Below are 19,783 nucleotides of genomic sequence, written 5' to 3'. Positions count from 1 at the left end.
CGCGGACCGAAAATCCGTGGAACCGAACGGTCCTGCGCGGCGTCCAACCAGGTGACGACAAGGAAAGGTCGGGGTAGTCGGGGATGCAGCACACGATTGTCGAGGAGGGGCGCGCGCGGGCGCCTGCGGGGACGGGAACAGTCGGGAAGGTGCTCGTCGGGGGCCATCTGGCGCTCGGGGGCGCGACGGTGGTGATCATGGCGTTCTCATTGGCGTTCGTGTGCACCCTCGACAACGGAACCCAGCCGTGGACGTGGCCGAGCAGGTATTCGACGGCCTGGTTCGTCGCCACGACCATCCTCGCCACCACACTGTGGGCGCTCTTCGTCACGGGTGTGGTGATCTTCTCGTCGAGGCCCCGGCGGGCGCTCGGCACGGCCACGTTCTTCGTCGCCGCTGCACTCGGAGCCGCTGCGGTGATCGGGCTGTTCGGTCCGTCGGAGAATTCCGCGCTGCAACTCTGGCTCGTCTGCGCCATGAATCTCGGGTATCAGGCCGCTCACCTGCGGTCGGCGTAGCCGGACCGAAACGAGTCAAGGCCCCACTCTGACGAGTGGGGCCTTGCTCGAACGTCATGTCCCGGCGAACCGGGAAGTCATGGCCGTTCTCAGATCAGGGTGACGCCGGTGGCCTGCGGGCCCTTGTTGCCCTRGCCGATCTCGAACGAAACGCGCTGATTCTCCTCGAGCGTGCGGAAGCCGCCGCTCTGGATCTCCGAGTAATGGACGAACACGTCAGCGCTGCCATCCTCGGGGGCGATGAAGCCGAACCCCTTCTCGGAGTTGAACCACTTCACGATGCCCTCTGCCATGTAAATCTCCTCTAACACAGTAACTTCTTCAAGCAACCGGCTCGGTTACCTGGGTCATTGAACACGACCGTCTATGACAATTCCTGTGGAGGACGTCCAAACGCTCGCAACCATCGATTTGCGAGCGTGGGAAACACAAACACAAAACTTACGACCTCCAATAGTGAACCACATATCCGGTCGGTTGTCTCCCCCGGGCCGAACTCGCGCAGGTCAGGGGATGAAATTGGCGTACACACCGGGAGCAACGGGCGCCACGATCCCGTCCGGGGCCCACGGCGCACCCTGACCGGGCAGGACGGTGACGCCCCCGTCACCGACACCACGACGGTCCCGCTGCCGGTGGCATTCGAGCGGACGAGCGCCATCCCCGGTCGTCCCGGAACCGGCCACGCCTGACCCTGCACCGTCGAGAACGGCGGGATGCCGATGACCGTGGGATTCCCCCTGTGAGTACTTATTAACGTCCCGCGGTTAACAAGTACTCACGGCTGGGTGGCGGCGAGACGCACGAAGGCCGCCGCGTCGAGGGTCTCACCGCGGGCGGACGGTGCGATGCCGGCCTCGCGCAGTCGCCGCTCCGCCTCCGCGGGCGAACCGGCCCAACCGCTGAGCGCGGCTCGTAAAGTCTTGCGGCGCTGAGCGAACGCCGCATCGATGACGGCGAACACACGGCGGCGGTGTGCGTCGTCGACGGGCCACGGCGGTTCGGCGTACCGGTCGATGCGCACGAGACCCGACTCGACCTTCGGCACGGGCCAGAACACCGCGCGCCCGACGGCGCCCGCGCGTCGCACGGCGCCGAAGAAATTGGCCTTCACGCTCGGCACACCGTAGATCTTGCTGCCCGGGGACGCCGCCAACCGGTCGGCCACCTCGGCCTGCACCATCACCAGAGCGGTTCGGAGACTGGGAATTTCGGAGAACAGGTGCAGCAGCACCGGCACCGCAACGTTGTACGGCAGATTCGCGACGAGAGCCGTGGGCTCACCGGGGATCTCGGACGGCTTGACCCGCATCGCGTCCGCGCCGACCACGGTCAGCCGGTCCGCGAGTTCCGGAGCCCGGTCGGCGACGGTGACCGGGAGTCGCGCCGCGAGGTTGGGGTCGATCTCGACGGCGATCACCTTGTCGACGACATCGAGCAGCGCCAACGTGAGCGAGCCGAGCCCGGGGCCGACCTCGAGGACCGTGTCCTCGCGTCCCACGCCCGCGGTGGCGACGATGCGGCGCACCGTGTTGGCGTCGTGCACGAAGTTCTGCCCCAGCTGCTTGGTGGGGCGCACGCCGAACTCCTCGGCTAACGCACGCACCTCGGCGGGGCCGAGCAGTGCGGCCTGACCTCGAGCGACGGGGGGTACTTCGGCTTCGGACACCAGCCGAACTTTAACGCACGCCGAGCCTGCCCGAGCACGACGGCCACGCTCCCCAGCCCTGTGTCTTCTGCGTCTGCGACGCGACGGCGATCTGCTCCTCGCGGGTGGCGAGGTCGGCGCGCGGCGCGTACTTGAGGCCGCCTTGGCGCTCCCACGTGTTCTGGTCGAACTGGACGCCGCCGAAGAATCCGTTGCCGGTGTTGATGGCCCAGTTGCCGGTGGCCTCGCACTGCGCGAGCGCGTCCCAGACCGAACCGTTCTCGACTGGCGGCACCTCGGTGCCCGGCTTCGCGCCGACGCGGATCACCTTCGGCTGCGCCGGCGTCGTGACCGTCGCGGACACCTGGTTGCGTCCGACTTCCCTGCCGTTGACGGTGTTGACCGCGAACGTGACGTCCTGGAGGCCGGGCACTCCCGGGTTCTCGAGCACGGTGCGACTCTGGTTCATCGTCGGGTCCTCGATGCGCTGCTCCTCCGGAGCCAGCGGCAACGTCTCGACCTTCGTCTCGGTGCGGTCACGGGTGACGGTCACGGCCATGCCGTCGGTCAGCGGAGTGTCCGCGGCCGGGACGACGGTGTCGGCCTGCTCGAGGGGCGCGCCGTGTGCGGCGAGGAACTCCCCGACCGTCGGTGCGGCCATGCGCACGTCGGTGACCGGCAGCGCGCCGTCGGCGAGCGTGACGACGAGCGGATTGAGCACATCGAGCGCTGCACCGTCGAGCGGAAGTCGCTGCGAACGGGACGCGGAGACGTGCACGTCCTCGCCGAGTTCGAACTGCTTCAGCGCGTCCTCGACGGTGAGCGCGGTGGTCCACACCGTCTTGGGCTGACCGTCCACCGTCAGGGACACTTCACGCGCGCGGCGCAGCACCACGGTGTCCCCGTCGGACAGGCTCGCGTCGCGTTCCGGTGCCACGACGTCGCGGTCGCTGATCGAGTACCCGGCGTCGGACAGGGCGGCGTCGACGTTCGTGGTCATGGTGCTCAGCGAGATCTTCTCGCCGTCCACGTCGAGGGTGACGGTCTTGTGCCGGACCACGGCCATCACTCCGCCTGCGATCAGTGTGGCGAGAAGCAGGGCCACCACGGTGTAGAGCAGCGGCGAGCGAGCCGAGTTGATCTTCGCGAAGGGCGACATCGTGTTCCTTTACTTCAGACCGTCAGCGGAGTCCGAGCTTGCTGGTGCAGGAGGGCCATGCGCCCCAGCCCTGTGCCGCCTGGACCTTCTCGGCGACGGAGATCTGCTGTTCGCGGGATGCGAGGTCGGCGCGGGCGGCGTACTGGCTTCCGCCGAACGCCTCCCAGGTGCTCTGGGTGAACTGCAGTCCGCCGAAGAATCCGTTGCCGGTGTTGATGGCCCAGTTGCCGGTGGCCTCGCAGTGCGCGATCGAATCCCAGGTGGAAGCGTTGGAGATGGCGAGTTCCTTCACACCGACCTTGACCAATGCCGGCGCGGGCTCGCGGAGCACCTGAGAGCTGAGCTCCTGGCGTCCGGCCTCGACACCGTTGACGGTCTTCACGGATGCGGTGACGGTGCGCTCGCCGGGGACCCCGGGGTTCTCGACAACGGTCTTGCCCTTGTCGAGCGCGGGATCCTCGACGCGGTTCTCGGGCGGCGCGATGGGCAGCGTCTCGGTGCGGGTCTCGGTGCGGTCGCGGGTCACGTGGATCTCGGCGCCTTCGACGACGGGGGCGTCGGCGGGCGGAACGACGGTGTCGGCCTGCTCGAGCGGGGCGCCGTTGGCCGCGAGGAGCTCACCCACGGTGGGGGCTGCCAGTCGGACGTCCGTGAGCGGTGCGCCGCCGTCGGCGACCTTGACGAGCTTGGCGTTGACGACCTCGAGCGCGGTGCCTTCCAGCGGCAGGCGCTCGGAGCGGGACGCCGAGACGTGGACGTCGTCGGCGAGTTCGAACTGCTTCAGTGCGTCGTCGACGGTGAGGGCGGTGGTCCACACGGTCTTCGGCTGCCCGTCGACCGTGAGGTCGATCTCGCGGGCACGTCGCAGCACCACGGTGTCGCCGTCGGAGAGCGACGCGTCGGCCGCGGGGGCGACCGCGTCACGCTCGCTGACGGTGTATCCGGCGTCGTCGAGCGCGCCGCCGACGTCGGAGGCCATCGTGCCGAGCGAGATGGTCTCGCCGTCGACGTCGAGCGTGACGGTCTTGTGCCGCGCCACTGCCAGCGCACCGCCCACGACGAGCGTCGCGAGCAGTGCCGCGACGACTACGTAGAGAAGGGGCGATTTGGCGTTGTTGATTCTGGCTAAAGGCGACACATGAAATCCCAAGGCTGGCGAAGGTTTGATCACGGTACGGTAACGAATCGGCGATGGTCTGGCAACTTTGCCGCTACGACCTGCGTGCGAGATCACGAAAAGGTTGAGATCGGGGACAGTTTTCACTTCACTGCGAAGGATTGCTTCTGGTCCGGACCACGCGCGAAACGCAGTATCTTGCGACATGCACCAAGAAGCCCGGAAGCGACCGGGCACTACTGACTGAGAAAGCTGGGGTTCCGTGCGCAGCAGATCCGATCGACTTCTGAGACTCGTCAGACGTCCGAGAGTGCCCGCGGTGATCGCCGCGCTGACGCTGCTCGTCACACTCGTCGCGCCCGGCCTCGCCGGCGCACAAGAGCCCGCACCGGGCAACAACTACACGATCGCCACCGACATCACGTTCGCCCCGTTCGAGTTCCAGGACGAGAGCGGCAAGCTCGTCGGGATCGACATGGACCTTCTCGCCGCAATCGCCGAGGACCAGGGGTTCACCTACCAGGTCAACCCCGTCGGATTCGACGCCGCACTCCAGGCGGTCACCGGCGGTCAAGCCAACGGCATGATCGCCGGCATGTCGATCACCGACGCCCGCAAGGCGACGTTCGACTTCTCCGATCCGTACTTCGAGTCGGGCGTGCAGATGGGCGTGCTCGAGAGCAACGACTCGGTCACCTCGTACGAGGACCTGCGCGGCAAGTCCGTCGCGGTCAAGAACGGCACCGAGGGCGCCACGTACGCGGAGTCCATCAAGGACCAGTACGGCTTCACCACCAAGTACTTCGCCGACTCGTCGAGCATGTTCGACGAGGTCCGCACGGGTAACTCGGCGGCCGTGTTCGAGGACTACCCCGTCCTCGCCTACGGCATCAAGCAGGGCAACGGCTTCAAGACGGTCACCGACAAGGTCCCCGGCGCCAGCTACGGGTTCGCCGTCGCGAAGGGCCAGAACGCTCAGCTCCTGCAAGAGTTCAACACCGGGCTCGCCAACCTGAAGGCCAGCGGCCAGTACGACGAGATTCTCGACACCTACCTCAACTCGGACGCATCCGACGACGACAACTCGATCCTGGGCCTGATCAAGAGCACCTACCCGCTGCTGCTCGAGGGCCTGTGGCTCACGATCGTCCTGACCRTGGTCTCGATCGCCATCGCGCTCGTCCTCGGCGCGATCTTCGGATTGTTCCGGGTGTCGACCAACATCGTCCTGCGCGGCATCGGCACCACCTACGTCGACGTGTTCCGCGGCACCCCGCTGCTGGTGCAGGCGTTCTTCATCTACTTCGGCATCCCGGCGGCGCTGGACTTCCAGATGTCGGCGTTCACGGCGGGCATCATCACGCTGAGCCTCAACGCAGGCGCGTACATGGCCGAGATCGTGCGCGGCGGCATCCTGTCCGTCGACAAGGGCCAGATGGAAGCGTCGCGGAGCCTCGGCATCAGCTACCTGAAGTCGATGCAGAAGGTCGTGATGCCGCAGGCCGTGCGGACGATGATCCCCTCGTACATCAACCAGTTCGTGATCACGCTGAAGGACACGTCGATCCTGTCCGTGATCGGGCTCGCCGAGCTCACTCAGACCGGGCGGATCATCATCGCCCGCAACTTCCAGTCCTTCAACATGTGGCTGATCATCGGCGTGATGTATTTCATCATCATCATGGCGTTGACGAAGCTGTCGAACCGGCTCGAGAAGAGGATCAACAAGTGACCGAGACACCGGTGACAGAGAACAAGGCCGAGACCGCCGACCCGAAGATCCGGGTGAAGGGCCTGAAGAAGTCGTTCGGCGACAACGAGGTCCTCAAGGGCCTCGACGTCGACATCGCGAGCGGTGAAGTGGTCTGCGTGATCGGGCCGTCGGGCTCCGGCAAGAGCACGTTCCTGCGCTGCCTCAACCGGCTCGAGGACATCACGGACGGCAAGGTCGTGGTCGACGGGTTCGACGTGAGCGACAAGAAGATCGACATCGACCGGGTGCGTCAGCACATCGGTATGGTCTTCCAGCACTTCAACCTGTTCCCGCACATGACCGCGATCGAGAACGTGATGCTCGCGCCCGTGCAGACCAAGCGGGCCTCCAAGGACGAGGCGCGGGCGACGGCGGTCCGGCTGCTCGAGCAGGTCGGGTTGGCGGAGAAGGCGGACGCGAAACCGGCGAACCTGTCCGGTGGGCAGAAGCAGCGCGTCGCGATCGCGCGGGCCCTGGCGATGAACCCGGACATCATGCTGTTCGACGAGGCCACCAGCGCGCTGGACCCCGAGATGGTGGGCGAGGTACTGCAGGTTCTGCGCGACCTCGCGAAGGGCGGCATGACGATGGTCGTGGTCACGCACGAGATGGGCTTCGCCCGCGAGGTGTCCGACCGGGTGATCTTCATGGCCGACGGCTACGTGGTGGAGGAGGGAACTCCGGAGCAGATCTTCGGCGACCCGCAGCAGTCCCGTACGCAGGACTTCCTGAACAAGGTCCTCTGACACGTGAGTGGCGAAGCGTGCCGGGGGACGCTTCGCCACTCACATGGGGTCAGACGGTGGCGCGTTCCTTCGCCGCCCACGGCACCTTGTGGCCGAGCAGTCCGTCGACGCCGAACCGGCCCGATCCGACGACGGCGAGCAGCAGCGAGCCGACGCCGAGCGCCAGCACCAGCTCGTAGCCGCCCTCGCTGGCGAAGATTCCCTTGTCGACGTGCACGAGGAAGAAGGCGCCGACCATGTCGAGGAAGAGCAGGATGCCGAAGATCGGGACGGCCGCCCCGACGATGAGTGCGATTCCGCCGATCAGCTCGATCCACGTCGCGAGGAACGCCGAGATGCCGGGAAGCGGAACTCCCATGGCCTCGAAGCCGGCGGTCGTGGCGTCGAGTCCGTTGGTGAAGGCCTTCTGCCAGCCGTGGGCGAGGAAGATGATGCCGATGCCCACGCGGGCGACGAGGATTCCCAGGCTTCGAACTGCGGGGTTGTTCATGGATGTGCCTTTCATCGTGGTGTCCCCGCGCGACCGGGACGACCGTTAGTTGAACAAGCAACGATCCTAAATTGTCTAACTTGAAACTTCAACATAGGGCCTTCGGCCCCGTGCGCGCTCGACGATTCCAGGGACTCGCTAACCACTCACGGGCCGGAGGCCRTACACGCGCTCGGCGGTCGCGGTGGACGCCTTCGCCAGGTCGTCCGGATCCTCGCCACGGATCTCGGCGAGCGCCCGGACCGTGTACGGGAGGCAGTACGGCTCGTTGGGAGCGCCCCGGAACGGGTGCGGGGTGAGGAACGGCGCATCCGTCTCGACGATCAGCTGATCCGACGGCACCAGTGGGGCCGCCTCCCGCAAGGCCTTCGCGTTCTTGAAGCTGACGGTGCCGGAGAAGCTGAGGACGTAACCGGCGTCGACGCACTCGCGCGCCATCTCGGCGTCCGAGGAGAAGCAGTGGAAGATCACCGTCTCCGGCGCGCCCTCCTCGCGCAGCACCTGCAGCAGCGCCTGGTCGGCCTCCCGGTTGTGGATCATCAGCGTCTTGCCGAGCCGCTTCGCGAGGTCGATGTGCCAGCGGAAGCCCTCGGTCTGTTCGGGGACCGTGGCGCAGCCGTCGAGTTTCCCGGGCCAGTAGAAGTCGAGTCCCGTCTCCCCCACCGCGACCACCCGGGGATCACCGGCCAGTCGCTCGATCTCCGCCCGGGTCGCGTCGTCGAGCACGTTCGCCCGGGTCGGGTGGATGGCCACGGCCGCGTAGACGCGAGGATCCCAGTGCGCCGCGTCGACGGCGAACTGCGCGGCCGCCAGGTCGTCGGCCACCGTGACCACCCGCTCCACCCCGACCGCGGCGGCCCGGTCGACGATCGCCGTGACGCTCGTTGCGTCCGAGGCACCACACGCGTCGAGGTGGGTGTGCGAGTCGACGAGCGGGAACAGCGGCGCAGGGGCTTCCGGGGCGGGACGGTCTTTGCTCATGCGGACATTGTCGACGCCGCCGCCGCACGTGTCACATGCGGTACTTTCTCCCCGACGGGGAGGGAGCCGTGTCCATGACTTCGAGCTCGATGAACGGCCGCGTGATCGCGGTGACCGGCGGTGCGAGGGGAATCGGGCGGGAGATCGCCCGACAGCTGGCGCTGGCCGGCGCCCGGGTCGCGATCGGCGACGTCGACGGCGCCGCCGCCCGAAGGACGGCGGACGAACTCGGCCGGGCGGGCGGGACGGTGGAGGGTCTCGAACTGGACGTCACCGACACCGCGTCGTTCGCGGCATTCCTCACGGCCGTCGAGGATCACTGGGGCCCGATCGACGTACTCGTCAACAACGCGGGCGTGATGTGGGTCGGGAGGTTCGACGAGGAACCCGAGTCCGCGACGGATCGGCAGCTCGCCGTGAACCTGCACGGCGTCATCCGCGGGGTGAGACTGGCGGCGCCGGCCATGCGTGCGCGCGGCCGCGGCCAGATCGTCACGGTGGCGTCGCTGGCGTCGAAGGTCGCACCACCCGGCGAGTCGACGTATGCCGCGACGAAACACGGCGTGCTCGGCTACCTGACCGGTGTCCGCGAGGAGCTCCGCGGGTCGGGCGTGCAGATCTCGGTGATCATGCCCGGTGTCGTCGACACCGAACTCGCGGCCGGCACCGCGACGGGCGCAGCAGAACTGCTGACACCGGCCGACGTCGCGAAGGCCGTCGTCGCGGTGATCCACCGCCCCCGGTTCGAGGTCACCATCCCCCGATACGTCGGTCCGCTGGCGCGCCTCGTCACCGTCTTTCCGCAGTTCGCCCGCGACTTCGCGATCCGCCGGATGGTCCCCGACCAGGTCAGGTCCACGAACAAGTCGGCCCGCGCGGCGTACGAGTCACGCACCGTCATCGACGAGGACGGCGCCGGACCGGCCTAGAACCCGAATCTGCGCGTCACGAAACGGCGGCGCGCAGATAGAGTGGTCGCACCATGAATGCTGCTGATTCCACCGCCTCGCGGCCACCTTTCTATCTGACGACGGCGATCGCGTACCCGAACGGCGTTCCGCACATCGGCCACGCCTACGAGTACATCTCCTCCGACGCCCTCGCACGCTTCAAGCGTCTGGACGGGTTCGACGTCTACTTCATGACGGGAACCGACGAGCACGGCCTGAAGATGCAGCAGACGGCGGCCAAGGAAGGCATCGACGTCCGTGAGCTCGCCGCGCGGAACTCGGACGTGTTCGAGGCCATGGACAAGACGTTGAACATCTCCTTCGACCGGTTCATCCGCACCACGGATGCCGATCACGAAGAAGCCAGCAAGGCGATCTGGCGGAGGATGCTCGACAACGGCGACATCTACCTCGACACGTACTCGGGCTGGTACTCGGTCCGCGACGAGGCGTTCTACACCGAGGCCGAGACCACCCTGCAGGACGACGGTTCACGCCTGTCCACCGAGACGGGCACCCCGGTCGAGTGGACGGAGGAGTCCACGTACTTCTTCAAGCTGTCCGAGTACCAGGACAAGCTGCTCCGGCTGTACGAGGAGAACCCCGACTTCATCGCGCCCGCGACGCGGCGCAACGAGATCGTCAGCTTCGTCAAGGGCGGACTGAAGGACCTGTCGATCTCCCGCACGACGTTCGACTGGGGCGTTCCGGTCCCCGACCATCCCGAGCACGTGATGTACGTGTGGGTGGACGCGCTCACCAACTACCTGACCGGCGCCGGATACCCGGACACCGACTCCGAGCAGTTCGGCAAGTTCTGGCCGGCGAACCTGCACATCATCGGCAAGGACATCACCCGGTTCCACACCGTGTACTGGCCGGCCTTCCTGATGTCGGCGGGAATCGAATTGCCGAAGCGTGTCTTCGTGCACGGATTCCTCTACAACAAGGGCGAGAAGATGTCGAAGTCGGTCGGCAACGTCGTCGACCCCGTCGCCATGGTGGAGCAGTACGGCCTCGACGCCGTGCGCTTCTTCCTGCTCCGCGAGATCTCCTACGGCCAGGACGGCAGCTACAGCCACGAGGCCATCGTCACCCGGATCAACGCCGACCTGGCGAACGAGCTCGGCAACCTCGCGCAGCGGTCGCTGTCGATGGTCGCGAAGAACTGCGACGCCCAGGTCCCGACCCCCGGCGAGCTGACCGAGGACGACACGGCGATGCTCGCGCAGGCGGATGCGCTGCTCGAGCGGGTTCGCGCCGAATACGACGTCCAGGCACTGCATCTCGCGCTGGAGGGGATCTGGTCGGTTCTCGGCGAGACCAACCGGTACTTCTCCAAGCAGGAGCCCTGGGTTCTGCGGAAGACGGATCCGGAGCGGATGGCGACGGTGTTGTACGTGACGCTCGAAGTGGTGCGGATCGTCGGCATCCTCGTGCAGCCGGTGATGCCGCACGCCGCGGAGAAGATCCTCGACCTACTGGGCCAGAAGGCCGATGCGCGGCAGTTCAGCGACCTTTCGACGCGCATCGTGGCGGGCACCCCGTTGCCGGCGCCGTCGGGCGTGTTCCCGCGATACGTGGAGGACTGATCCGTGCGGGGTTACGTAGAGTTCGCGAGACCTGGCCGTTTGATGTTGTTCAGTGTTCTTTAGTGCCGTGATTGTTATTTAGTGCCGTGATTGTTGAAGGGTTGGGTGGCGGCGAGCGGCGTGAGGTATCGGGCCGCGTTGGTGTGGTTCCACGCGGGGGCGTTGCCGGTCCAGGCTCGGCAGTTGCCGTCGGGCACGATTCTGGCGGGTTCCGGGCGGTCGGCACCGCGTCGGTGGGTTTCTGTGGGTGCGGTGGTGGTGTATTGCCGGTGTCGTCCTCTGACCGGTAGCCGATCTGGAACGGCGGGTGAAGCGTGTGGTGACCGGATGCGGACAGCGTGGTCTGGGGGTGTATGTCGAGGACGTTCACCGCGATCGCTTCCGGCGTGAACGCACCAGAGACTTCGCGGGCTGCTGGCTGATCCGTGGGTGTCGACGATCGCCCGTCGCGGATCGGGACCGCCTCGCCAGGTCCGGTCCGGGTTCGGGTTCGTGTCGGCACCTTGTCGTACCCTGCTCATGTTGACCGACGACGGGGGGCTTGGTGATGTGGTGCGCGATATGACCGAAGTGTCGACCGCACCTGGGCGGCGTGGTGCACGCCGCGGTCCCGCTGCTGCGGCGGTCCTGGTGTGACGCCGACCGCTGCGCTCGTCAATCCGGTTGCCCCCGTCACTGCCCCGACGGTGGACGAGACTGTCGACCACCGGACTGCACGTGGCGGACCGTTGGTATCCGTCGAGTAAGACCTGCTCGAACTGTCAGGCAGTGAAAGCCAAACTGCCCCTGAAGGTTCGGGTGTTCACCTACGATGCGTGCGGATTCCGCGCGGATCGTGATCACAACGCCGCCCTCAACCTCGCTGCACTCGCAGCGGCTGTTGACGATGGTGCGTCTTCGGCGAGTTGCGGACGAGACGTAAAAGACGCCCGACAGAAACCAGCCATAAGACCCGCCGCCCGGCGGGCAGACGGTATCGCTGCGGGAACACCACACAGAGGTGAACGTGGCCGGGGTAACCCGGACACTCATGCCGAGTGCACTACAACGACACTCAGCATGAACGGTCCGTTGTTGTCGGACCCCGCATGCACACTCTCCCCATGACGCCGAATAGAACATACATTCGATCTCCTCACGGTGGATTCGGGAACGGAGCGCGCGTGTTCGACGACGAAGTGAGCCCCCAGGCCGCCACGGCAGTCCACACCCTGATGGGTGAGTTGTCGGCCGCGTACGAGCGTGGGTGGCAGCCGGCCGACGTCGTGCATCTGGCGCGGAGATCGAAGGAGCCGTCCGACGCGGCGCTGGCGGCGGCCCTGGTGCTGCACGAGGCGGAGCGCACGCGGGCCGCGCACCGGGCGCCGCGGGACTGGGTGGAGCAACTCCGCACCATCGGCGAGCAGTACCCGGGCGCCTCGCACCTGGCGGGGCGGGTGCCGGTCGACGGTCCCGACGTTCGGGCGCTGGCGGCCGGGCTGCTGTTCGAAGACCCGTACCACTCCGTCTACCAGCTCACCGACCTGTCGCTGACGTGGACGAATCTGCCCGGCTGGACGGTGCTCGCTCCCCCGCCGTCGACGTGGCCCGTCGTGCGGGTCGCCGACCCGGCCGTGGCCGTGCCGGGTGAGACCGAGGCCGACGCGAAGGTGCTCAACAGGATCCGCGGGCTGCTCGCGAAGGCCGAGGCCACCGAGTTCGCGGAGGAGGCGGAGATCTTCACCGCGAAGGCGCAGGAATTGATGACGCGCTACGCGATCAACGCCGCTCTCCTCCACACCCAGAACGGGGTGGGCAATACGGCGGTACACAGTCGCCGCATCCACCTGGAGAATCCGTACGTCAAGGAGAAGGTGCACCTCCTCACCGAGATCGGTGACTCCAACCGGGTACGCACCGTGTGGTTCAGCTCCCTCGCCATCGCAACCGTGGTCGGAACCCCCTTCGACCTGCAACAGGTCGACATGCTGTTTACCTCGCTGCTCGTGCAGGCGACGCGCGCAATGCAATTCGCGGACGCCGACAGTCGCAGTGGTTCACGCACCACGTCGTTCCGGAAGGGTTTCCTCGCGGGCTTCGCCAGCCGCATCGGGCAGCGGTTGCGCGATGCCGACAGCCGGGCCACGGCCGAGGCCGCCGACGAGGCGTCGATCCCGGTCGACGATCTGCTGCCGATTCTGGCCACCAAATCCGAGGCCGTCGACGCCGAGTTCGACCGCCTGTTTCCGCGTACCAAAAAGGCACGGGGCAGGGCCGTCGACGCCAACGGCTGGTACGCCGGACAGGCCGCCGCCGACGACGCGTCGCTGGCTCCCGGGGAGCGTGCCCTTCGGCGGTAGCGCTCGCAGGCCGCCTAGTCCTTCCGGGAGGCCAGCACCGTTTCGTAGAGTTCCCGCTTCGACACGCCGGTGGTGGCGACGAGCGCGCACGCATCCTTGAGCCGGGTGCCGTCCGCGACGAGTCGCTCCACCTCGTCGACGAGGTCGGCGGGGTCGGACGCGACGAGGGTGGCTCCCTCCACCACCACCGTGATCTCGCCGCGGACACCGTCGGCGGCCCACTCGGCGAGTTCGGCGAGGGTGCCGCGGCGGACCTCCTCGTACGTCTTGGTCAGTTCCCGGCAGACGGCGGCGCGGCGGGTTCCGCCGAGCACCTCGACCGCGTCCGCCAGGCAGTCGGCGAGCCGATGCGGTGCCTCGAAGAACACGCACGCGCGTTGCTCGGCGATCAGGGCCTGCAACCACGTCTTGCGCTGGCCCTGCTTCCGGGGCGGGAAGCCGTCGAAGCAGAATCGTTCGACGGGCAGCCCGGACAGCGCGAGCGCCGTCGTCACCGCCGACGGTCCGGGCAGGCACGTCACCGCCAGGTCCTCGGCCACGCACGCCGACACCAGCCGGTACCCGGGGTCGCTGACGGAGGGCATGCCGGCGTCGGTGACTAGGAGAACGGTCTTGCCGGATGCGACGTCGGCGACGAGTGCGGGCAGCCGGGCCGTCTCGACCTGGTCGTAGAAGCTGACGACCTTGCCGGTGATCGTCACGTCGAGAGCGGAGGCGAGCGCTTTGGTGCGGCGGGTGTCCTCGGCGGCGACGACGTCGGCCGTCCCGAGCGCCGTACGCAGCCTCGGCGAGGCGTCACCCACGTCCCCCATCGGTGTTGCGGCGAGCACTAGGCGACCAGTCATGACCCACAGCCTACGATTGCGGCGTGACGATGCTGACGGACGAGCGACCGACGCCCTCCGCACGACAGCCGTCCATGGTCGGACCGGCGCCGCTCGTGCCGCCCCCCGACTTCGGTCCCGTCGACCGCGCCCGTGGCTGGGTGGTCACTCTGTTCGTCACGGCGATCGCGGCGATCACCCGGTTCACGATGCTCGGTTACCCGACCGACGCGGGCACTCCCGTGTTCGACGAGAAGCATTACGCGCCGCAGGGCTGGCAGGTGCTCACCGGCGGCTGGCTCGAGGACAACCCCGGCTACGGACTGGTGGTGCATCCGCCCATCGGCAAACAGCTGATTGCGATGGGCGAGGCGATCTTCGGCTACAACGGCTGGGGCTGGCGTTTCGCCTCCGCCGTGGCCGGCACGATCATGGTCCTGCTGGTGATCCGCATCGTCCGCCGGCTCACCCGATCGACTCTGATCGGCGGCCTCGCCGGGATCCTGCTGGTTGCGGACGGCGTCACGTTCGTCTCGTCCCGGCTCGGCATGCTCGACATCTTCCTTGCGGTGTTCGCGGTCGCCGCTCTGGGCTGCCTGGTGGTGGACCGCGACCAGGTCCGCGAGCGGATGGCCCGCGTGTACGACGAGGGCCGGATCGGCGACAGCGACTGGGGTCCGCGACTCGGGGTGCGCTGGTGGCGGTTCGGCGCGGGGATCATGCTGGGTCTGGCGTGCGGCACCAAATGGTCGGGCATCTACTTCATCGTGTTCTTCGGACTTCTGAGCGTCGCATTCGACGTGTCGGCCCGGCGCGCCTACGGGGTGCGGCGACCGTGGTTCGGTGCCGGCGTCCGCGACGTGGGCCCGGCGCTGTATGCGCTGGTCGTCGTGCCGCTGTTCGTGTACCTCGCCAGCTACTGGGCGTGGTTCGCCAGCGAGACGGGTGTGGACCGGCATGCCGTGGGCAACGAGATCGGGACGGGCGGCACCTGGTCGTTCGTGCCGGGCGCGCTCCGGTCGCTGTGGTACTACAGCGGCAACGTCCTGCAGTTCCACGAAGGCCTCACCAATTCGGCGGGCAATCATCACCCGTGGGAGTCGAAGCCGTGGACGTGGCCGATGGGTCTGCGCCCGATGCTGTACTACTTCGCCGAAGGTGATCACGTCACCGGCTGCGGCGCGTCGAGTTGCGTCAAGGCCGTCATGCTCATCGGGACGCCCGCGATGTGGTGGCTGGCACTGCCGATGCTCGCGTGGGCGCTGTGGCAGACCGTGGCGCGGAAGGACTGGCGGTACGCCACCGTCCTCACCGCCTACGGCGCCGCGTTCCTGCCGTGGCTGACCACCCTGGACCGCCAGATGTACTACTTCTATGCGGTGGCGCTGGCGCCGTTCATGGTGATGGGTATCGCGCTGGTCCTGGGCGACATCCTGGGAAGCGCGAAGGCGTCGCTCGAACGGCGCACCACGGGCCTGCTCGCCGTCTGCCTCTATGTGGGGCTCGTGGTCGCCAACTTCATCTGGTTGTGGCCGATCCTCACGGCCGTCCCGATCACCCCGGACACGTGGCAGCACCAACTGTGGCTCCCCAGCTGGCGCTGACCCCGGAATTATCCCAGCCGGCGCTGACCCCGGAATGAGTCGAGCCGCCCGGGTCCCGTGGGACACCGAGCGGCTCGCAGACTGTTTCTCTAGCGGGACGAGATCCGGTCGCGACGACGTTTGGCCGCCACTCTCCGCATCTCTCTCCGCATTTCCCGGCCGTCGACGATCATCTGGTCGCGGGACAGATCCTTGTAGAGCGAGAAACACAACCCGATCATCACGAGGACGAACGGCGCCGCGGCGATGATCGTCATCGTCTGCAGTCCGTCCAGCGCGGTGTCGCCGCCGGTCCACAGAATGAGCGCGGCCACGCCACCGGTGAGCACACCCCAGAACACGACCACCCAGCGCTGCGGTTCCAGCGAACCGCGCTGCGACAGGGTGCCCATCACCATCGATGCGGCGTCGGCGCCGGAGACGAAGAAGATCCCGACGAGGATCATCACCAAGACGGTCGTGATGCCGGTGAGCGGCAGGTGGTCGAGCATGCCGAACAGCTGCCCCTCCTGGGTGTCCTGCCCTGCGAGGTCGATTCCGTCACGCTGCTCGCTGATCCCGGCACCACCGAAGATCGCGAACCACACGAGGCTCACGGCGCTCGGCACCACGATCACGCCGACCACGAACTGGCGGATGGTCCGGCCGCGGCTGATGCGTGCCAGGAACATGCCGACGAACGGGGTCCAGGAGATCCACCACGCCCAGTAGAAGATGGTCCACGAGGACAACCATTCGCCGGTCGCCGGATCGGACGACGCTCCCGTGCGGGCCGACATCTGCGCAAGCTGCGCGGCGTAGGCGCCGATCGTCGTGGGCAGCAGGTTGAGGATCAGGACCGTCGGTCCCACGACGAACACGAACAGGGCCAAGATGACGGCGAGCACCATGTTGGTGTTGGAGAGCCACTGGATGCCCTTGGCGACACCCGACACGGCGGACGCCACGAACGCGAGGGTCAGCAGGGCGACAATGGCGACCAGCAGGAACGTGCTGACCTCCGACATCCACCCGACGACCTGGAAACCGGACCCGATCTGCAGTGCGCCGAGGCCCAGCGAAGCGGCGGTGCCGAACAGCGTCGCGAAGATCGCGAGGACGTCGATGAACTTCCCGATCGGCCCCTCCGCGCGGCGGCCGAGCAGCGGGATGAAGGCGGAGCTGAACAGCTGCTTGCGACCCTTGCGATACGAGCCGTACGCGATCGACAGTCCGACAACCGCGTACATCGCCCAGGGGTGCAGGCTCCAGTGGAACATGGTGGTGGCCATCGCAGTTCCGATGCCCCCGCTTGAACCCGGAGGGGGTGTCACGTAGTGCGCGAGCGGTTCGGCGACACCGAAGAACATCAGTCCGATGCCCATGCCGGCGCTGAACATCATCGCGATCCAGCTGACCGTCCGGAACTCGGGCTTCTCGCCGTCCTTGCCGAGCGGGATGTGACCGAACTTGCTGAACGCGAGCCACAGTGAGAAGAGGACGAATCCGGACGCCGACAGGACGAACAACCAGCCCATGTCGGTAACCAGCCAGCCGAGTGCCTTGCCGGTCGTGGAGTCGAGATTGTCGGGGGCCACGAGCCCCCAGACGACGATTGCCGAGACCGCGGCGGCAGCGGCGGAGAACACGACGCGGTCGGTGCGAACACCGACCCGTTTGAGCCCTCCGCCGACGCTCGCGTCGGCGGTCTCGGAACCTTGATCAGGCAGATCAGTATTCATTGCCATGAACAACTACGTTGGTCATTTTTGATGGTAAAAGCAAGCTAGCCCATCGCTTCACACCGAATCGAGACCCAGCCTACGGCATCGTTACGCTGCGGTTTTTCCCCATCCCGAGCCTCTTCCGAGAAGCCCGTCGATGCTGAGGCGTCCGGCACCGATCACAGCGAGAAGCAGCGACCCGACGCCGAGTGCGACGACGAGTTCGTACCCGCCGTTCGCGACGAAGACGCCCTTGTCCGCGTGTACCAGAATCAGCGCTCCGAGCATGTTGAGAAACAGCAGGATTCCGGCGATCGGTGTGGCCACCCCCACGATGAGAGCAAATCCACCCGCGAGTTCGATAGTGGCGGCCGCAACAGCCGAAATGTCGGGAAGCGGGACGCCCATGTCGGCGAACGACGCCTGTGTGGCCTTCACTCCGTAGTCGAAGAACTTCTGCCAGCCGTGCGCGACGAAGACGACGCCGAGTCCGATACGGGCAATCAGTAATGCGAGGTCGCGGAAGAGTGCGGAAGCCATACCGAGCGTCTACCTTTCTGGGGTCACACCTTCTGGATGCGGCGCCGTCCTCATTCGGCGCCGCGGAGAGCGGACTGCACGAAGCCGAGGATCTCCTCGTCGGACACCCCCAGCTTCCGCAGGTCCTGCACATACCGTGTTGCGGCCTTCTCGGCCCCGGCGCGAATGGGGTCACCGCCGCTCGCGATGAACGTGCCCTGCTTGCCCCGGGTTTCGATGACACCCTGCTCGCCGAGTTCCCGGTACGCCTTGGCCACCGTGTTCGGGGCCAGACCCACCTCGACGGCGAGCGCGCGGACCGTGGGAATCTTCGTTCCCGCGATCAGTTGCCCACTGCGCACCTGCTCGATGATCTGCAATCGCAACTGATCGAACGGGGCGGTCGACGAATCCGGATCGATGTCGATGTCCACGCCACCTCCGTTGTTCCACGCGTTGTATCAGACCGTAGTTGCGCGGTTGCGGCGCCGCAATGCTTACACCGCGGCGACGGCCTCCTCGATCGGTGTCGGGCCGGATGTCAGCATCAGCGTCTTCTTCGCAGTGTTCGGATGGTCGAGGAGCGCCGCGACCACTGCGGCGACGTCGGCGCGCGGGACGGTGCCGCGCTCGAGGGGAGGCGCAGTGAGCGTGACGTGACCCGTCGGGTCGTCGTCGAGCAGACCGCCCGGGCGGAGAATCGTCCAATCGAGGTGGGTGCGGGCGCGCAGGTCTTCCTCGGCGGCCGTCTTCGCGACGAGGTAGGCCGCGAACACCTCGTCGGTGCCCTCGGGGATCGGCTCCCCCGCCCCGAACGAACTGATCTGGACGAATCGCCGCGTTCCCGCCTTCTCGGCGGCGTCCGCGAGGAGAACCGCGGCCCCGCGATCGACGGTGTCCTTGCGGGCGATGCCGCTGCCCGGGCCTGCGCCCGCGGCGAAGACCGCGGCGTCCGCACCGACGAGCGTCTTCGCGACGTCGTCCGCGTTCGCCGTCTCCAGATCGATCACCACCGGTTCGGCGCCGAGCGCCGCCACCTCATGCTCGTGATCGGGGTTGCGGATCAGCGCGACCGCGCGGTCACCGCGCGCGGTGAGAATCTTGATGAGGTGACGGGCGATCTTCCCGTGCCCACCCGCGATGACGATGCGCCGCGGAGTCGCGTCCCTGTGCTCGGCCATGATCGATCTCCCTCTTTCGTCGACTATTCACGAGTTACTACCCTGGTTCAGCGCTCCCTGCGGGCAGGTTTGTTCCCCGGTGCAGAATGTCGGGTATGGCGAACACCGCGACCATCTACCACAACCAGCGATGCAACACGTCCCGCACCGTCCTCGGACTGATCCGGGACGCGGGCATCGAACCGACCGTCGTGAAGTACCTCGAGACCCCGCCCTCTCGGGACGGGTTGCGCAAACTACTCGACGACGCCGGGCTGAAGCCGAGTGAGGCGGTCCGCAAGAAGGAGACCGCCTTCAAGGAACTCGGGCTCGCCGAGGCGTCGGAGGACCAACTGCTGGAGGCGATGGTGGACAACCCCATCCTCATCGAGCGGCCCATCGTAGTGACGGACAAGGGCACCGTCCTCGCCCGCCCGGCCGAGAAGGTCCGCGAGGTCCTCTAGGCGCTGCGCGCTCGTGCGCCTTTCTGGTAGTAGGAGCAACCAAAAAGGGGCTCTACTGCTGTGAGCGTGGGTGAATACCGGTCCTGCTGAGGGCGCACGCCGTTCTCCCAGTAGCGTTCTGGCTTGTCTAGGGTCAGTCGGCTACATGTGTGGAGAACGGCGTGCGCGAAGCCAGGATATGGCGTCAGGTGTTGGGTGTCGAAAAGACGGTGATCG

The 19,783-nt window shown here is 67.0% G+C and carries 20 protein-coding genes; 9 read left to right on the top strand and 11 right to left on the bottom strand.

What is annotated here, in order from left to right; translation table 11 throughout:
• The first annotated feature begins 83 nt into the window (after positions 1 to 83).
• Positions 84 to 518, top strand: a complete 435-nt coding sequence (locus AC1D1G_RS16615) for a hypothetical protein (protein WP_164059208.1) — start codon at positions 84 to 86, stop codon at positions 516 to 518.
• A gap of 89 nt (positions 519 to 607) precedes the next feature.
• Here the strand turns inward: AC1D1G_RS16615 and AC1D1G_RS16610 are convergent, their stop codons facing one another.
• The 4 genes from AC1D1G_RS16610 to AC1D1G_RS16595 all read right to left on the bottom strand — a co-directional run bounded on the left by AC1D1G_RS16610 (position 608) and on the right by AC1D1G_RS16595 (position 4,463).
• Positions 608 to 811, bottom strand: coding sequence for a cold-shock protein (locus AC1D1G_RS16610; RefSeq protein ID WP_477952941.1), 204 nt, complete (start codon positions 809 to 811; stop codon positions 608 to 610).
• Positions 812 to 1,296: 485 nt separating this feature from the next.
• Positions 1,297 to 2,187, bottom strand: coding sequence for a 16S rRNA (adenine(1518)-N(6)/adenine(1519)-N(6))-dimethyltransferase RsmA (rsmA, locus tag AC1D1G_RS16605; RefSeq protein ID WP_283354017.1), 891 nt, complete (start codon positions 2,185 to 2,187; stop codon positions 1,297 to 1,299).
• 10 nt (positions 2,188 to 2,197) lie between these two features.
• A complete protein-coding gene (locus AC1D1G_RS16600; RefSeq protein WP_283354016.1) occupies positions 2,198 to 3,325 on the bottom strand; it encodes a resuscitation-promoting factor in 1,128 nt (375 codons plus the stop codon).
• 22 nt (positions 3,326 to 3,347) lie between these two features.
• Complete coding sequence (locus AC1D1G_RS16595; protein ID WP_280781379.1) at positions 3,348 to 4,463, bottom strand: resuscitation-promoting factor; 1,116 nt, start codon at positions 4,461 to 4,463, stop codon at positions 3,348 to 3,350.
• Positions 4,464 to 4,704: 241 nt separating this feature from the next.
• Here AC1D1G_RS16595 and AC1D1G_RS16590 point away from each other — a divergent pair, with 241 nt between their 5' ends.
• On the top strand, positions 4,705 to 6,174 hold the full coding sequence (locus AC1D1G_RS16590) for an amino acid ABC transporter substrate-binding protein/permease (RefSeq protein WP_477952939.1): 1,470 nt from the start codon (positions 4,705 to 4,707) through the stop codon (positions 6,172 to 6,174).
• On the top strand, positions 6,171 to 6,941 hold the full coding sequence (locus tag AC1D1G_RS16585) for an amino acid ABC transporter ATP-binding protein (protein WP_202714949.1): 771 nt from the start codon (positions 6,171 to 6,173) through the stop codon (positions 6,939 to 6,941). The genes AC1D1G_RS16590 and AC1D1G_RS16585 overlap by 4 nt, the downstream gene beginning before the upstream one ends.
• A gap of 49 nt (positions 6,942 to 6,990) precedes the next feature.
• On the opposite strand, the gene AC1D1G_RS16580 is transcribed toward AC1D1G_RS16585, so the two are convergent.
• Together AC1D1G_RS16580 and AC1D1G_RS16575 are read right to left on the bottom strand one after the other, a co-directional pair.
• Entirely contained in the window at positions 6,991 to 7,431 is a 441-nt protein-coding gene (locus tag AC1D1G_RS16580; protein ID WP_477952959.1) for a DoxX family protein, read from the bottom strand.
• Between the two features lie 138 nt (positions 7,432 to 7,569).
• Entirely contained in the window at positions 7,570 to 8,412 is an 843-nt protein-coding gene (locus AC1D1G_RS16575) for a TatD family hydrolase (RefSeq protein WP_477952938.1), read from the bottom strand.
• Between the two features lie 35 nt (positions 8,413 to 8,447).
• Here AC1D1G_RS16575 and AC1D1G_RS16570 point away from each other — a divergent pair, with 35 nt between their 5' ends.
• From AC1D1G_RS16570 to AC1D1G_RS16555, 4 genes are all read left to right on the top strand, one after another.
• Positions 8,448 to 9,341, top strand: a complete 894-nt coding sequence (locus tag AC1D1G_RS16570; protein WP_477952937.1) for an SDR family oxidoreductase — start codon at positions 8,448 to 8,450, stop codon at positions 9,339 to 9,341.
• A 53-nt stretch (positions 9,342 to 9,394) separates the two neighbouring features.
• Positions 9,395 to 10,954, top strand: coding sequence for a methionine--tRNA ligase (gene metG / locus AC1D1G_RS16565; RefSeq protein ID WP_477952936.1), 1,560 nt, complete (start codon positions 9,395 to 9,397; stop codon positions 10,952 to 10,954).
• Positions 10,955 to 11,671: 717 nt separating this feature from the next.
• Positions 11,672 to 12,061 carry a zinc ribbon domain-containing protein gene (locus AC1D1G_RS16560; protein ID WP_477952935.1) on the top strand — a complete coding sequence of 130 codons (390 nt, stop codon included), beginning with the start codon at positions 11,672 to 11,674 and terminating at the stop codon, positions 12,059 to 12,061.
• Complete coding sequence (locus AC1D1G_RS16555) at positions 12,058 to 13,293, top strand: DUF2786 domain-containing protein (protein ID WP_477952934.1); 1,236 nt, start codon at positions 12,058 to 12,060, stop codon at positions 13,291 to 13,293. Before AC1D1G_RS16560 ends, AC1D1G_RS16555 begins: the two co-directional genes overlap by 4 nt.
• Positions 13,294 to 13,307: 14 nt before the next feature.
• On the opposite strand, the gene rsmI is transcribed toward AC1D1G_RS16555, so the two are convergent.
• On the bottom strand, positions 13,308 to 14,138 hold the full coding sequence (gene rsmI, locus AC1D1G_RS16550) for a 16S rRNA (cytidine(1402)-2'-O)-methyltransferase (protein WP_477952933.1): 831 nt from the start codon (positions 14,136 to 14,138) through the stop codon (positions 13,308 to 13,310).
• A gap of 74 nt (positions 14,139 to 14,212) precedes the next feature.
• Between rsmI and AC1D1G_RS16545 the strand changes: the two genes are divergently transcribed.
• On the top strand, positions 14,213 to 15,721 hold the full coding sequence (locus AC1D1G_RS16545) for a dolichyl-phosphate-mannose--protein mannosyltransferase (RefSeq protein ID WP_477952958.1): 1,509 nt from the start codon (positions 14,213 to 14,215) through the stop codon (positions 15,719 to 15,721).
• 89 nt (positions 15,722 to 15,810) lie between these two features.
• On the opposite strand, the gene AC1D1G_RS16540 is transcribed toward AC1D1G_RS16545, so the two are convergent.
• The 4 genes from AC1D1G_RS16540 to AC1D1G_RS16525 form a co-directional block, all read right to left on the bottom strand.
• Entirely contained in the window at positions 15,811 to 17,442 is a 1,632-nt protein-coding gene (locus AC1D1G_RS16540; RefSeq protein WP_411194575.1) for a BCCT family transporter, read from the bottom strand.
• 90 nt (positions 17,443 to 17,532) lie between these two features.
• A complete protein-coding gene (locus AC1D1G_RS16535) occupies positions 17,533 to 17,964 on the bottom strand; it encodes a DoxX family protein (RefSeq protein ID WP_280781372.1) in 432 nt (143 codons plus the stop codon).
• A 50-nt stretch (positions 17,965 to 18,014) separates the two neighbouring features.
• Positions 18,015 to 18,377 carry a GntR family transcriptional regulator gene (locus tag AC1D1G_RS16530; protein ID WP_009478913.1) on the bottom strand — a complete coding sequence of 121 codons (363 nt, stop codon included), beginning with the start codon at positions 18,375 to 18,377 and terminating at the stop codon, positions 18,015 to 18,017.
• A gap of 63 nt (positions 18,378 to 18,440) precedes the next feature.
• Positions 18,441 to 19,124, bottom strand: coding sequence for an NAD(P)H-binding protein (locus tag AC1D1G_RS16525; protein ID WP_477952931.1), 684 nt, complete (start codon positions 19,122 to 19,124; stop codon positions 18,441 to 18,443).
• Positions 19,125 to 19,219: 95 nt separating this feature from the next.
• Here AC1D1G_RS16525 and arsC point away from each other — a divergent pair, with 95 nt between their 5' ends.
• Positions 19,220 to 19,567: an arsenate reductase (glutaredoxin) gene (gene arsC, locus AC1D1G_RS16520; RefSeq protein WP_477952930.1), complete on the top strand. Its 348-nt coding sequence runs from the start codon at positions 19,220 to 19,222 to the stop codon at positions 19,565 to 19,567.
• Positions 19,568 to 19,783: the final 216 nt, after the last annotated feature.

This window comes from Rhodococcus sp. P3_B8 (assembly GCF_056402775.1).
This window is presented reverse-complemented; position numbering and strand designations above follow the sequence as displayed.

Coding starts and splice junctions, on each gene's coding strand:
- AC1D1G_RS16615 (WP_164059208.1), top strand. CDS start 84: ATGCAGCACACGATTGTCGAGGAGGGGCGCGCGCGGGCGCCTGCGGGG.
- AC1D1G_RS16600 (WP_283354016.1), bottom strand. CDS start 3,325: ATGTCGCCCTTCGCGAAGATCAACTCGGCTCGCTCGCCGCTGCTCTAC.
- AC1D1G_RS16580 (WP_477952959.1), bottom strand. CDS start 7,431: ATGAACAACCCCGCAGTTCGAAGCCTGGGAATCCTCGTCGCCCGCGTG.
- AC1D1G_RS16570 (WP_477952937.1), top strand. CDS start 8,448: ATGCGGTACTTTCTCCCCGACGGGGAGGGAGCCGTGTCCATGACTTCG.
- metG (WP_477952936.1), top strand. CDS start 9,395: ATGAATGCTGCTGATTCCACCGCCTCGCGGCCACCTTTCTATCTGACG.
- AC1D1G_RS16555 (WP_477952934.1), top strand. CDS start 12,058: ATGACGCCGAATAGAACATACATTCGATCTCCTCACGGTGGATTCGGG.
- rsmI (WP_477952933.1), bottom strand. CDS start 14,138: ATGACTGGTCGCCTAGTGCTCGCCGCAACACCGATGGGGGACGTGGGT.
- AC1D1G_RS16545 (WP_477952958.1), top strand. CDS start 14,213: ATGGTCGGACCGGCGCCGCTCGTGCCGCCCCCCGACTTCGGTCCCGTC.
- AC1D1G_RS16540 (WP_411194575.1), bottom strand. CDS start 17,442: ATGAATACTGATCTGCCTGATCAAGGTTCCGAGACCGCCGACGCGAGC.
- AC1D1G_RS16535 (WP_280781372.1), bottom strand. CDS start 17,964: ATGGCTTCCGCACTCTTCCGCGACCTCGCATTACTGATTGCCCGTATC.
- AC1D1G_RS16525 (WP_477952931.1), bottom strand. CDS start 19,124: ATGGCCGAGCACAGGGACGCGACTCCGCGGCGCATCGTCATCGCGGGT.
- arsC (WP_477952930.1), top strand. CDS start 19,220: ATGGCGAACACCGCGACCATCTACCACAACCAGCGATGCAACACGTCC.